The organism is Paenibacillus sp. FSL M7-0896 (assembly GCF_037975415.1).
In the GTDB taxonomy this organism is placed as follows: domain Bacteria; phylum Bacillota; class Bacilli; order Paenibacillales; family Paenibacillaceae; genus Paenibacillus_AQ; species Paenibacillus_AQ silagei.
This window is the reverse complement of sequence record NZ_CP150250.1, coordinates 1657534-1671565: the sequence shown is the minus strand read 5'-3', so window position 1 is coordinate 1671565 and position 14032 is coordinate 1657534. Positions and strand designations below refer to the sequence as shown.

General features: G+C 57.5%; 8 protein-coding genes. All 8 read right to left on the bottom strand.

Features of this window, described 5'->3' with window-relative positions:
* Positions 1-21 precede the first annotated feature (21 nt).
* The 8 genes from MKY12_RS06965 to pheT all read right to left on the bottom strand — a co-directional run bounded on the left by MKY12_RS06965 (position 22) and on the right by pheT (position 14005).
* The gene (locus MKY12_RS06965; RefSeq protein WP_339254922.1) at positions 22-1215 is read right to left on the bottom strand and encodes a sugar ABC transporter permease; all 1194 of its coding nucleotides are present in this window, start codon (positions 1213-1215) and stop codon (positions 22-24) included.
* Between the two features lie 2 nt (positions 1216-1217).
* On the bottom strand, positions 1218-2729 hold the full coding sequence (locus tag MKY12_RS06960; RefSeq protein ID WP_339313259.1) for a xylose ABC transporter ATP-binding protein: 1512 nt from the start codon (positions 2727-2729) through the stop codon (positions 1218-1220).
* A gap of 87 nt (positions 2730-2816) precedes the next feature.
* Positions 2817-3845 (bottom strand): D-xylose ABC transporter substrate-binding protein, encoded by a 1029-nt coding sequence (xylF, locus tag MKY12_RS06955; protein WP_245368554.1) that lies wholly within the window; start codon positions 3843-3845, stop codon positions 2817-2819.
* Positions 3846-4110: 265 nt separating this feature from the next.
* The gene (locus tag MKY12_RS06950; RefSeq protein ID WP_339313258.1) at positions 4111-5691 is read right to left on the bottom strand and encodes a helix-turn-helix domain-containing protein; all 1581 of its coding nucleotides are present in this window, start codon (positions 5689-5691) and stop codon (positions 4111-4113) included.
* A 36-nt stretch (positions 5692-5727) separates the two neighbouring features.
* Complete coding sequence (locus tag MKY12_RS06945) at positions 5728-7161, bottom strand: sensor histidine kinase (RefSeq protein WP_036722538.1); 1434 nt, start codon at positions 7159-7161, stop codon at positions 5728-5730.
* Positions 7158-8147, bottom strand: a complete 990-nt coding sequence (locus MKY12_RS06940; protein ID WP_339313257.1) for a sugar-binding protein — start codon at positions 8145-8147, stop codon at positions 7158-7160. Before MKY12_RS06940 ends, MKY12_RS06945 begins: the two co-directional genes overlap by 4 nt.
* 743 nt (positions 8148-8890) lie before the next feature.
* Positions 8891-11356, bottom strand: a complete 2466-nt coding sequence (locus MKY12_RS06935; protein WP_339313256.1) for a hypothetical protein — start codon at positions 11354-11356, stop codon at positions 8891-8893.
* Positions 11357-11560: 204 nt separating this feature from the next.
* Positions 11561-14005: a phenylalanine--tRNA ligase subunit beta gene (gene pheT, locus MKY12_RS06930; RefSeq protein ID WP_339313255.1), complete on the bottom strand. Its 2445-nt coding sequence runs from the start codon at positions 14003-14005 to the stop codon at positions 11561-11563.
* Between the last annotated feature and the right edge of the window lie 27 nt (positions 14006-14032).

Here is a 14032-nt window from a genome sequence, read left to right as displayed (position 1 = left end):
CGGCTGCTACAGCCCCTGCTCTTACTTCACACCCTTGCTGCGGCCTGAAATGTCCAGCCAGACGGCGATGACCAGGATCGAGCCTTTGACCACATACTGCCAGAACGACTCCAGTCCCATCAGCGACATGCCGTTATCGAGCGAGGTCATCACCAGCGCCCCGATGAGAGCGCCAATGACCGTTCCGGCTCCGCCCATCAGCGAGGTTCCGCCGATGACGCAGGCGGCAATCGCGTCCATCTCGGCCATATTGCCTGCGGTAATGGTCGCCGAGGCCAGGCGGGAGGTCAGCACGATGGCGGCGATGGAGCCGAGCAAGCCGCTCAGGATGAAGACCAGCATCGTCTTGCGTCTGATGTTAATGCCGGAGAGCCGCGCAGCCTCAATATTGCCGCCGATGGCGTAGATATGGCGGCCGAAGGTCGTCTTGGTGGACAGGAAGTAGAAGATGACCGCCAGCACAATGACGAAGATGATCGGGAACGGAATCCCTTTGTAATTGTTCATCAAGGCCACAAAGACTACCACGAGCAGGGACAGTCCTGTTACCTTCGCGATATCCATGCCGAGCGGGGCGACGGTGAACCCGTATTTCTTGCGGGAGCGCCGCTTCGTGAACGCGCTATACAGCAGCAGAGCCACTGCGAGCACGCCGAGAATGATTCCGAAGCCTGAGGCAAAATAGGCATTGCCGAGCAGCGCCAGCACCGGATCAGATACCGGAATGGTCATGGATTCGGTCACGCCCATCAGCACCCCGCGGAACACCATCATCCCGCCGAGGGTGACAATGAAGGCGGGGATCATTTTATAGGCGACCAGCCAGCCTTGTACCAGACCCAGCACCGCACCTGCCGCAACCGTGCCCAGGATGACCACGATAGCGGGCAACTCCAGCCAATTGCTGAGAATCGCCGCCATCCCGCCGGTCAAGCCGACGATGGAGCCGACGGACAGATCGATATGGCCCGCCACGATTACCAGCACCATGCCAATAGCCAGTATAGAGGTCACCGACATCTGCGTGAACAGATTGGACAGGTTCCGCGAGGTCAGGAAGGTCGGATTCAGCACGCCGAACAACACCCAGATCAGAATCAATGCGCCAATCATTGTATAGGCGCGCATATCCATTTTGCCGAACAGGGTACGCAAGCGCGATCCTCCGGCGGCCGGAACCGCTTCAGGTTCCTTAAGCTCTTTTTGCAGCTGCATCTCTATCTGCCTCCTGTGGCGGCCAGCATAATATTCTCCTGTGTTGCTTCGCGCCAGTCATATTCCCGTACCAGTTGTCCTTCGCACATCACCAGAATCCGGTCGCTCATCCCCAGCACCTCGGGAAGCTCGGAGGAGATCATTATAATAGCTACTCCCTGCTCCACCAGCTTGTTCATCAGATTATAGATTTCGTACTTCGCCCCGACATCGATGCCCCGGGTGGGTTCGTCCATAATCAGAATCTTGGGGTCACTCATCAGCCATTTGCCGATAACCACCTTCTGCTGGTTCCCCCCGGACAGTGTGCCGACAAGCGTCTCCAGCGAAGCTGTCTTCGTCTTCAGATCCTTCACGTACTGCTCAGACCACTTGATCTCCTCATTCTCATTGATCACTCCCAGCCTTGAGACCTTGCCGAGTGTGGCCAGCGTCGTATTGCGCTTGACATCCATCCCCATGACCAGCCCCTGACGCTTGCGGTCTTCCGTGACCAGGGCAATCCCGGCCTTGATCGCTTCGGCAATCGAACGGATCTTAACGGCCTTGCCTTCGATCAGAACCGTACCTTCGCTTCTTCCGCCATATGCGCCGAACAGGCTGCTGACCAGCTCTGTCCGCCCGGCCCCCATCAGCCCGGCAATGCCCAGAATCTCGCCTTGACGGAGCGTGAATCCAATATCTCTAAGCACCTTCTGCTGACGCTTCTCCGGGTGCCAGACATTATAGTCTGCGACCTCAAGCACCTTGTCTCCGGGTGAATGCGGGACGCGCGGATAGCGCTCGGTCAACTCACGGCCGACCATCAGCGATACCACCTGATCGTCGTTCGTCGCCTGGCGCTCCAGGGTTGCCACCGTCCGTCCGTCGCGCAGCACGGTAATCGAATCGGCCAGTGCGAACACCTCGGGCATTTTGTGGGAGATATAGACACAGGTAACCCCTTCGCGCCGCAGCTGGTCCAGAATGCCCATCAGGATGGACACCTCACTCTCGGTCAGCGCCGCTGTCGGTTCATCCAATATGAGAATCCGGGTATGCTTGGAGAGCGCCTTGGCGATCTCTACGAGCTGCTGCTGGCCGATGCCCAGATTGCCGATCTTCGTATCCGGCGACAGGTTCAGCCCTACCTTCTTCAGCCACAGCGAAGCCTGATGGTACAGCTCATTCCACTGGATCGCCCCGCGCTTCACCGGCTCTGCCCCCAGGAAAATATTCTCGCCGACCGTCATCTCCTTCACGAGCGCCAGCTCCTGATGGATAATCGCAATGCCGGCCTGCTCGGCATCGGTAATTTGGTGGAATGCCTTCTTCTCCCCGCCGATGCGGATTTCGCCTTCATATGTCCCCGCAGGATACAGTCCGCTCAGCACCTTCATCAGCGTGGATTTGCCTGCGCCGTTCTCCCCGCACAAGGCGTGAATCTCTCCTTGCTTCACCTTGAAGTTCACATGGTCCAGCGCCTTCACGCCGGGGAAGCTCTTGCTGATCTCTGCCATTTCAAGTACATCCATGCCTGCCGTTCCTCCTTCCCGCCCTCAAGCAGCAAGCAGATGCGGGTTCGCCACTGGCTCCGCATCTGCTTGCCGTACAGGCTGCCCTTATTGTTTCGGCCACTGGTCCTTCGGAACGTTCTTATACACATCCTCCAGCTTGTGGAAGCCGTCCTTGATCAGCACATCCAGGTTATCCTTGTTGACGGCAAGCGGATCAAGCAGCACGGATGGAACATCAATTTTACCGTTGTTAACAGTCTTATCTGTCGAAATAGCCTCGCCCTTGGCAGCTGCCACCGCCATTTCCGCCGCCTTCGTGGCAATCGCGTTGATCGGCTTGTAGACCGTCATCAGCTGTGTGCCTTCCGCGATACGCTGTACAGCAGCGAGGTCAGCATCCTGACCGGATACCGGAATTTTGCCCGCCATGCCCTGCGCCGTAAGCGCCTGGATGGAGCCGCCTGCTGTCCCGTCATTCGCTGCTACAACGCCCTGTACATCGTTATTGTTTGCGGTCAGCGCATTCTCCATATTTTTCAGCGCTTCTTCCGGCTTCCAGTCCTTGGAGAACTGGTCGTAGACGATTTTGATATCGCCCTTCTCTTCCAGCGGCTTCAGAATATTCATCGCGCCTTCCTTGAACATGTGGGCATTGTTATCGGTATCTGCGCCGCCGATGTAGACGATATTGCCCTTAGGAGCCTTGTCGATAACCGCCTGAGCCTGGAATTCACCGACACGCACATTATCGAAGGAGATGTAATAATCCACCTCGGAATTGTTGATCAGCCGGTCATAAGCAATAACCTTGATGCCTTCCTTATGCGCCTTATCCACGATGGGAGCCGTAGCCTCCGCATTATGGGCAATGACCACGAGCACATCCACACCCTGGGAGATCAGTTGCTCCGCCTGGCTTAGCTGGGTAGCATCATCCCCGTTCGCGGCCAGCACCTTCACTTCACCGCCAAGCTCCTGTACTTTTGCTGTGAAAATATCCCGGTCCTTCTGCCAGCGCTCCTCCTTCAAGGTATCCATGGACATGCCGATGACAATTTTGTCCCCGTCCTTGGCCGCTCCAGCAGACTCCTTCTTCTCGTTGTCACCGCTTGAGACCACACCGCAGCCCGCCATCGATGCAGCCAGCACCATCGCCGCCAGCCCGAGGGAAATTGCTCTTCCGTATTTTCTCACGATTACTACGCCCCTTTTCGTCAGCCCTATATTTGATTGCGCTTACAAAAAAAGTGTAGCATGGAAAAACCGCCCCGGGAGCAGCGATTCCCTGCACTTATTTGCCCTCCACCCGCATTCTTGGTCTTGCCTGCTGTAATGTAATTCTCCGCCCCGGCTTTCATAGGATAATCCGGGGCAACAGCACAAAAAAGTCCTTGCTCACTCAGCAAGGACCCGGCTTCTCCTGCTGCTGGCGGAATTCGCTTGGCGTCATCCCCGCAGCCTTCTTGAAGACCCGGCTGAAATAATTCGGGTCCTTATAGCCTACTTCATAGCAGATTTCCTTCAGGTTCAGCTGATCCTCAGAGATTAGGCGTTTCGCTTCATTCATCCGCAGCCGTGTGACATAGTCGATGAAGGTCTCTCCTTCATGCTGCCGGAATAATTTGCTGAAATAATGCGGGCTCAGGTTCACATATTCAGCCGTCTGCTCCATGGAGATATCCTCTTTATATTTCTGGCTGATATAGAGCAGCGCCCGCTGATGCACATGGGACCGGTGATGCTCCTGCTCCTCCTCCAGGCCATCGATCAGCCGCTCCAGCCAGGACTCCGCGCTTAACCGCAGAGCACGCGGATCTTCCGCTGCGTTCAGCGAAGCCAGCAGCTCTGCACCGGCCGTGGAGTGAACGCCTCTGGCCAGGAACAGCAGCAGGCCTGTTACCTCCCCACGCACGGCGGACAGCGGCTGGTCCCCTCCTTGCTCGAAGGAGTCATACAGCAGGCTGAAGCGCTGGGCGGCCTCCTGCTTGCTGCGCTGGAGCAGGGCGGTAAGCAGCTTCTTCTCTTCATCCAGAGAGACCGCCGTCTGCCCCGAGCTCTGGATCATATCATCGTAATGGTGCACACCGAATGAATGCTGGTGGTCCGCACATATGCGGACGGCTTCGCGGTAGGAACGGCTAAGCCCGTCCCAGCCTTCACGGATCGAGCCGATCCCGACGCCAAGGGGCAGGCTGAAGCGCTCCCGGGTATAGGTGCGGAGCCGCTCTCCCCAGTCCAGCGAGCTGACGCGCTGGGAATATCCGGTCCTCCCCGGCGGCAAGGGAATGAACAGCGCCAGCTGATGCCCGGCCAGCGGTCCGGCAAGGCAGCCCAGTCCTGTTTTGGCAAACTGCTTGACCGCCTCATAGATCTCCCGCTTGGACTGCCGGAACGTCTCCCAGCCGCTCTCCCCGTGCCGGGGGAATGACAGGACCATCGCGTAGCCCTTGCTGAAATGCAGCTCCAGCAGCCCGGCCAGCTGCTCCGGCTCCAGATCCTGCACATGCTCCAGCATCAGCATCAGGGTCAGCTCATTCTCGGCCAGCGGCAGCAGATGGGCCAGCTTTTCCTGCAGCTCCAGCTGTTCATTCCTGCGCCGCCGCTCCTCCTCGATGACCGCCATCAGCTTCCTCAGCACCTCCGCCACCTCTTCCCGCCGGGCCGGCTTCAGCAGATAGTCGCGGACACCCAGCAGCAGCCCCTCCTTGGCATACGCGAAGTAGTCATGGGCCGTAATCATCACAATCTGCGCCGCCGGAAGCTTCTCCCGAATCTGCCGCACCGCCTCCAGCCCATGAATCCCGGGCATCTTAATATCCATGAAAATCATATCCGGCCGGTGCTCCTCCGCCAGCTGAATCGCCTTCCGCCCGTTCCCCGCATGCAGGAATTCGAATTTGTCCGGGATAAGATGCCGGATCATCAGCTCCAGCCCCTCCCGCTCCAGTGCTTCATCATCTGCGATCAGCAGCTTGTACATCGTTATCGCTTCCCCCTTCACTTCATATGAGTGCCTCTAGGCCGAGGTCCGGAAGGGCAGCCGGAACAGCACCGCCGTCCCCTGCCCTTCACTGCTGTTGATCTCGATGAGCTGCTGGCCGTCGAAGAATAAATGCAGTCTTTTGAAAACATTATGTGTCCCAAGCCCGGTAGACTGGCCCTTGCTGCTGGAATGCGGCGCCTCCTGCTGAATCGATCCCATCAGCCGGGCTACCGTCTCGCGGTTCATGCCCGCTCCGTTATCGCTGATTACAATCTCCACCTGCCCGCTGCGGTAACGGATCGATAGCGTAAGTATAGCCCCCTCCTCCATCTGCTCCAGACCGTGAACGAAGGCATTCTCGAAGATCGGCTGCAGCGTCAGACACGGCACCATCCCGTCCATCGCCTGCTCATCAATCTCCATTTCAAAAGCAATCCGGTCCCGGAAGCGGGCCCGCTGGATGTTGATATACTCGTTCACATGCTCGACCTCCTCGCGCAGCGGAACAGCCTGGTCCAGCTTTTGCAGATTATAGCGGAGCAGACGCGAGACCGACACGGTCAGATCGCTGGTTCTCGCCGCCCCTTCCAGATACGCAAGCTTGGCGATGGAATTCAGTGTGTTGAACAGGAAATGCGGATTGATCTGGCTCTGCAGCATTTTCAGCTCCAGCTCCTTAACCAGCCGGTCCTTCTCCGCACTCTTGATGTTCTCCTTCATCAGCTCCTGGATATTATCGATCATCCCGTTAAAAGCGCGGCACAGTATGCTGATCTCATCGTTATTAACACTCTCCGGCGCCTTGGTATCCATCCGTCCCTTCGAGATTTGCTTGGCCGTTGCCACCAGGCGGCGGATCGGTCCGGTAATGCTGCTGGACAGCCAGACGGCCATACAGATGCTAAGCAGCGCCGCGGTGATCACCAGCAGACTGCCCATCCGGTTCAGCTTCGCTGTCGTAGACATAATCTCGGCGTAGATCGGCTTATATTGGTCCAGCTCCAAATCGACCAGCTCCTGGGCCTCCTCACGGATGAACCGCTGCGTCTGCTCCGCCTCAATATAGGCACCTGCCAGCGAATTCGCATCCTGTCCGTCAATCTCCGTGATCATCTGGCCCGCCTGCTCGACAAAAGTATCAATAAGGTGGCTGTAGTTCATCAGCGGAAGGCCGCTGCCCCCGATGGTATTCATCCCGTCCAGCCTGCTGCGCAGCTCCAGTACCGCGCCCAGATGCTTCTCCACCTCCGGGAAGCTGTCGGTATCCACCTGCATAATGAAGCGGTTCAAGGAGCGCATATTCTCGCCGACCTCATAGGATACCTCCTTATACAGCATGATCCGGTTCATCATCAGGTGGTAGCTCTCCTGCACATTCTTCCCGCTCTGGAACAGTACGAAGGAGACCGAGCTCATCAGCAGCACCAGCAGCGGAATACAGATCAGCAGCTTCAGGCGGATACTCATAGGCTCTCTCCCTCCTGCACATTGGTCTTATCCAGTACCTTCACTCCGGTATAATACCTGGGCTGTAACTCAGCACCATTAAAATGCTCATGGAGCAGCCGGACCGCCATATTCCCCATCAGGTAGGGCTGCTGCGCAACAGTCGCTGTGATCGCTCCCCGGCTGATGGCATCCAGCGTCTCCGCCTGATTATCGAAGCCGATAATGGTCAGCGGCCCGCGCTTCAGGCTCCTCGATGCCTGCAAGACTCCCAGCGCGTCCGTTGAACTGGTGCCGACCATGACATCGATCTCCGGATGATAGCGCAGCATATCTGCCGCCTGCTGGATCGCCTCCATATGCGAGATGTTGGAGCTGCGGACATCGACAATCTCCATGCCGCCGTAGTCCTTCACGATGTTCTTCAGCCCGTCCAGACGCTGAAGCTGGTTTTTGGCCAGCTCGCTGCCGATGATTACGCCTATTTTGCCTTTTCCGCCGGTCGTCTTCACTACCATGCGCCCCAGCGCCTCACCGGCAGCTACATTGTCAGTGCCCACATAGGCCAGTCTCCGGCTGGCCGGAGCATCCGTATCAATCGTGATCACCGGAATCCCCCGGTTCACGGCCTTATCAATCACCGGCGTGAACTTCTCGTCGTTGAGCCCCTGGACGATGATGGCATCCGCTTTAGCGGCAATCGCTTTTTCCAGCAGGCTGATCTGCTCCTCCATGTTATTGCGCACCGGTCCCGTGAATTCGATCTCTATCCCGTATTTCGCTGCGGCCTCTGCGGCCCCCTTCTCGACCATCTCCCAGTAAGGGTGGTACCGCTCCTGCTCGATCAGCACAATATGATATCCGGGCTTGTCCTGACTGGGCTGGCCGCTTAATTCCTTGACAATATTGCCCATCCGGGCAGAATGGCGCGCGAAGCCTATAAACAAATATGACAACAGTATAAAAAGCACAATAACCCCAACGCCGCTGACCCATTTCTTATCCATCCCGTTCACCTCAACCAACATCCTACCCCGGGTTGTAACCGGTTGCAATACTTATTATGTCAAAGATAATTCATGCAGGGGGCAGTTAGGCTAATGTATTCTTCGTAAATACGTTCGAACTAATTTAGCTCACATCTGGTGATTTAGGGGCACTTGTGCTCCTCATTTACTAATTTGGCTAACTTCTGCTGAAATCAGGAGCACTTGTGCTCCTCATTTACTCATTTGGCTAACTTCTGGTGGATTCAGGAGCACTTGTGCTCCTCATTTGCTCATTTGACTAACTTCTGCTGAAATCAGGAGCACTTGTGCTCCTCATCATGAGCTGTTATCGCCAAGTGTTGCACATTTTGCAGGATTCATATCGGATTGTAGCTTGAGAACGCCAAATGTTGCACATTTTGCAGGAATGTTACCAGTGGAGCGGTCGTTGGCTGAAATATGTTGCATTCTAGGCAGGATTTCCCGCAATTTGCTGCCTCAGAGGTACGAATGTTGTATTTAGTGCAGGATTTGTCCAAGATGGCAGCCTAGATGTCTTCTTCACTCCCCCCTTCCCTTCACCAACTTCCCCCCCCCAGTAGAAATTACTTCTGTCCCATACTTCACTTCAGCCAACTTTAGAGCAGCAGCCCCCCTTGCAGTCCCCCTAAGGAGGAATCCGTCCCCCGTCCCTGCACAGCAGAAAAAGCCGTTCTAAGCATTCCTGCTTACAACAGCTCTTCCTGTGATGCATCCGCCATTCAACTGTCCTGTTCGATCAGTTGAATCCATTCATTATATTCACTCTGTAGCTTGGAATATTCCGCCTGCAAGCTGCGATGCTCCTGGGACAGCTTCTCCAGCTCTCCCTGCTGCAGCTCGAACTGGGCCTGAACCAGCCGCAGCTGGCCTTGGACCATCTCATAGCTCTCGCCGATCTCATCCAGCTGCTGCGCCGCCTCAGTACGTGAGCGGCTGACTGCTTCCGCCTGAGCCTCGGCTTCCCCGGCCTCCTGCTGCCAGATCTCAATCTCCTCACGCAGCTGTGCTTCCTGCTCATTCCACTGCTGCTCGCGCTGTTGAAGCTCCTCAACTTTCTGCTTCCAGGTAGCTTCGTACTCCCGGGTCTCACGGAGTGCTTCCTGCTGCTCCGCCGACGCAGCGGCAGCTTCACGGCCTGCCTCGTATAGCTCTTCCATTCGCCGCGCAGCTTCCTCGCCTTCAGCTTCCAGCAGCTCGCAGCGTTCCTTTAACTGCTCCCCGTCCTGCAGAATCTCGTCGTACTGGGCAATCAGCTCCTCGTAACGGCCGCGCAGCGCAGCCAGTTCCTTGCGGGCTGTCTCTGCCGCCTCCTGCTGAACGGCAAGCTCCTGCTCCGCTTCGGCACGAAGCCGCGCCTCCTGATCAAGCTGCTGAACCATGCCGTCTGCCTGTCCGCGAAGAGTCTCCACTTCGCGCTGCAAGGCTGCCGACTTCTCCCCTTCTTCCAGAAGGTTCATCTCCAGCTCGCTGATATCCTCCATATGCTTGTTCGCACGCTCCTGCCAGGAAGCCGCTTCCTCGGCCGTACGGTCGAATTCGACCTGCGTCCGGCTGAGCTGATCTGCGGTCTCCCGCAGCGATGTGCGCAGTGCTGCCGCTTCTTCCTGCGTCAGCTCATAACGCTGGCGCAGCCCTTCCAGTTCATCGTTCAGCAGATTGCCAAGCTCCTTAGTAGTATGCAGCTCCTCCTGCGCTTCACTTAGCTTGCCCTCTACATCCCGAAGTTCGCTGCGGATATCCACCGCCTCGCTCTGTGTAGCCGCAACCTGATTACGCAGCTCATCCAGTTCTTCGTTCAACAGGGTGCCGAGCTCGCTCGCCGTGTGCAGTTCCTCCAACGCAGCGCTTAGCTTGCCCTCTGCGTCCCGCAGTTCGCTGCGGAGCGTTTCCGCCTCGCTTTGCGCAGCTGCAACCTGCTGGCGCAGCCCTTCCAGCTCTTCGTTCAGCAGGGTGCCAAGCTCGTTCGCCGTGTGCAGCTCTTCCAGCGCAACGCTTAACTTGTCCTCTGCATCCCGCAGCCCGCTCCGGAGCGCTTCCGCCTCGCTCTGCGAAGCCGCAGCCTGCTTGCGCACTTCCTCCAGCGCCGCACTCTGCTGCTCTCCTTGCTCAGCGGCAAGCCTCAGCTCCTCCCCGAGCTGCTCCTCCCGCTTCAGCACAGCTTCGTACTGCGCCAGCAGCGTCAGCCGCGCATCGCGTTCACCCTTAAGCCCGGCTTCCGCCGCACGCAGCCGGGACTGGAGCTGCCCGGTTCCGCCGCGCAGCTCGCCAAGCTGCTTCTCCAGCTCCTGAAGCTGCTGCTTATGCCGGTGCTCCTGCGTCCCCTGGGACTGCCGCAGCTCCTTGTTCTTGGCCAGCTCCTTCTCAAGCGCTTCCCGCTCCCCGGTAAGCTCACTTGTGAGCGCAGCCTTGGTATCAGCCAGCTCCTTGCTTAACGTGGAGCGGATCTCCACGATCTCGCTGCCCATCGACTCCCGGGTCTCATGCAGCTCCTGCTCCAGGGCAGACAACGTCTCCGTCTTCTCGCGGATCAGAGTCTCGCGCAGCTGCTCCAATTCCTGCTGATGGGCAGCCTTTATCTCTTCCAGCTGCTGCAGCCGCATGGCTTCTACGGCTTCCAGCTCCTGACGCGCTGCCTCGCGGCCTGCAGCCTGCTCTGCTTCATGGCCCTCGCGCAGCGCCTTCAGCTCATCCTCGCGTGCCTTCAGCTCCTGCACCAGCTGCTCGCGGCCGGCGGCCGCAGCCTGCTTCTCTTCCTCCAGCAGCTGGGCATGCAGCTGCCGCTCCTGCTCCTGCTGCTCCAGATGCCTGGAGCGTTCTTCTTCGGCAGCGGCAATCAGCCGCGCCGCCTCTTCCTTCGCAGCCGCTTCCAGCTTCTCATATTCCTCCTGCTGTTCACGCTGCGCTTCCTGAAGGCGTGACACCTCCACGCGAAGCTCGGTACGTTCACCGGTCAGCATATTCAGCTCATTCTTGAAATCCTGAACCTGGATTGCCTGCTCTGCCATATGTACAGCTGTAAGCACCGCAATCCGCGGCGTATCCAGTCTGGAATGTGATTTCGATATTGCACGCATATGCTCATCGACATGACGGGCGACCTGTTTCATATATTCTGTGCTGCTTCCTACAAGCTTGTAGGAAGTTCCGTATATCTCCACGGCGACACGGGTCCGGTCCATAGCCACAGTTGTGCCCTCCTTTGTATGTGTGCGGATTCTAAGTTGGTTTCTTTGCTCTTGCTCCTATTGTAGCGTGATTTCCTGACCTTTGGCAAAAGCACGCGTCCATTGCATTTATTTGCATGTTCCTCCGCACTTCACAAGGGTACAGAAAAGCCGCAGGGAATCTCTGTTTCTAAATGGATTCGCTGCGGCTTTGCACAATTCCTGCTATTTTCTTAATTCTGCACCAAAAGTTTGTTCAAGGGCAGAGACCACTTTGTCATGCACTTCCACAACCTCTTCGTCAGTCAGCGTATGCTCGGTATGGCGGTACAAGAGCGACAGGGCAACACTCTTCTTGCCTGCCTCCATCTTGCCTCCTGTGTAGATATCGAATACCTGCACATTTTGCAGCAGAGTGCCACCGTGCTCACGGATCGCCGCGATCAGGTCACCTGCCGGAACCGCGTCATCGACTACCACTGCAATGTCCCGCTCCATGCCCGGGAAGCGGTGAAGCTCGCTGTACTGCAGCCCGGCGCGTGCCGCATCATAGAGCGGCTGCAGCAGGACTTCGGATACATAGGTATCCTCCAGATCCATCCGGCGTTGCAGCTCGGGATGAATCTGCCCCATCGAACCGATCTTCACACGGCCCTCTGCCTGAAGCAGATAGATGGAAGCGGAGCGTCCCGGATGATAGCCTTCAGGCGCGTCCCCTTCATAGATTACGCGATCCGTAAGGCCCAGATGTGCAAATACAGTCTCCAGCGCACCCTTAAGGTCGAAGAAATCCACCGGCTCAGCAGCCACGTTCCACTGCTTGGCTGCACGCGTACCGCTCAGCAGCAGCCCCAGCACCGGCAGCTCGCTCGGCTGGCGGGTAAGGACTTCCTCCTCCGTGAAGAAGACGTTGCCGATTTCGAATAACGCCAGATCGCCTTGGCGGCGGTTCGTATTGTAGAGGGCAATCTCCAGCAGCTGCGGCAGCAGGCTGGTACGCAGCACGCTGCGCTCCTCGCTCATCGGCATCGCCAGCTTCACAGACTGCTTGCCTTCCGCCAGCATAGGGAAGAGCCTGCTCTGCTCCGGCTGGATGAAGGAATAGCCCATAACCTCCTGATATCCGCCCAGCGAGAGCATGCGGCGCAGCTCGCGGCGCAGAGATTGCTGTCTGGTAAGCGCGCCCGGTGTTGTTGTGCCTTCGATCAGGGTGGTCGGGATGTTGTCGTAGCCGTACAAGCGGGCGATCTCTTCAATCAGATCCACATCCTGCGTAATGTCTCCGCGCCGTGTCGGCACCTCGACCTCGACGATTCCCTGAGCCGCATCACCGCACTTGAAGTGCAGACGTCCGAACAGGGTCTTCACTTCCAGCAATGACAGATCTGTCCCGAGATAGCGGTTCAGCTTCTCCAGCGATAAGTTCAGCACCTTCTCCTGAGCAGCGGCGCTGCCGGCCTGGACAATCCCTTCATGCACCGTTCCTCCGGCATACCGGGCAATCAGTGCAGCCGCGCGGTTAAGCGCAGGGATGACCGCATTCGGGTCAACTTCCTTCTCGAACCGCTGGGACGCTTCCGAGCGCAGACCGAGCTGACGCGAGGTCTTGCGTACCGTTCCGCCATCGAATTTGGCTGATTCCAGTACGATATTAACGGTGTCTGCGGTAACCTCTGTAGACAGTCCGCCCATCACTCCGGCCAGGCCAATTGCGCCTGAGCCGTCGGCAATGACCAGCATCTGCGGTGCAAGCTTGCGCTCTTGTCCGTCAAGGGTAACCAGTCCTTCCCCTTCACGGGCAAACCGTACACCGATGGTTCCTCCCTGGAGCTGCCCGCCGTCAAATGCATGCAACGGCTGCCCGTATTCCAGCATCACGTAGTTGGTGATGTCCACGATATTGTTAATCGGACGTACCCCGGCCGCCATCAGGCGGTTCTGAATCCACAGCGGGGACGGCGCGGTCTTCACTCCGGCAATATAACGCACGGCATAATGGCTGCAGAATGCCTCATCCTCAATGGTAACCGTGATGGAGTCCGCAGCCTTCCCGCCCGTTTCCACGAGCTCTGCCGCCGGATCAGCCAGCTTCAGCTCACGGCCCAGTACCGCGCTTACCTCATAAGCGGCACCGATCATGCTCAGGCAGTCGGAACGGTTCGGCGTTAGATCGAAATCAAGAATTTCGTCATTCAGTCCAAGCACCTTGAGAATATCCTGGCCCACCTCGGTCTGTTCCGGCAGCACGAGAATGCCCTCCTGCAGCTCTTTGGGCAGCAGCTTGTCGTTCAGGCCCAGCTCTTTGGCCGAGCAGATCATCCCCTGCGACAGCACGCCGCGCAGCTTGGCTTTTTTGATCTCCAGGCCCGGCAGCTTGGCACCTACCAGCGCGACCGGAACCTTCTGGCCCGCTGCGACATTCTTCGCTCCGCAGACGATCTGCAGATCCTCGCCCTGCCCGGCATCGACGATACAGATATTCAGCTTATCGGCGTCCGGGTGCTTTTCTTTGGATTTCACGTAGCCGGTCACAATCCCGGAGATCCCTTTGTTGCGGCGTTCTATTCCGTCAATCTCGATGCCGGCGGTGGTGATTTTGTCCGCCAGTTGATCAGCGGTCACTCCTTCCAGCGATATATAATCGGCCAGCCAGGCGGTTGATACTTTCATAATCGCACACTTCCTTTTTGTTTCAGA

Bases quoted from the DNA above. Each gene is read 5' to 3' on its own strand.
- MKY12_RS06950 (WP_339313258.1), bottom strand. From the start codon at position 5,691: ATGTACAAGCTGCTGATCGCAGATGATGAAGCACTGGAGCGGGAGGGG.
- MKY12_RS06945 (WP_036722538.1), bottom strand. From the start codon at position 7,161: ATGAGTATCCGCCTGAAGCTGCTGATCTGTATTCCGCTGCTGGTGCTG.
- MKY12_RS06960 (WP_339313259.1), bottom strand. From the start codon at position 2,729: ATGGATGTACTTGAAATGGCAGAGATCAGCAAGAGCTTCCCCGGCGTG.
- MKY12_RS06940 (WP_339313257.1), bottom strand. From the start codon at position 8,147: ATGGATAAGAAATGGGTCAGCGGCGTTGGGGTTATTGTGCTTTTTATA.
- pheT (WP_339313255.1), bottom strand. From the start codon at position 14,005: ATGAAAGTATCAACCGCCTGGCTGGCCGATTATATATCGCTGGAAGGA.
- MKY12_RS06965 (WP_339254922.1), bottom strand. From the start codon at position 1,215: ATGCAGCTGCAAAAAGAGCTTAAGGAACCTGAAGCGGTTCCGGCCGCC.
- xylF (WP_245368554.1), bottom strand. From the start codon at position 3,845: ATGGCGGGCTGCGGTGTGGTCTCAAGCGGTGACAACGAGAAGAAGGAG.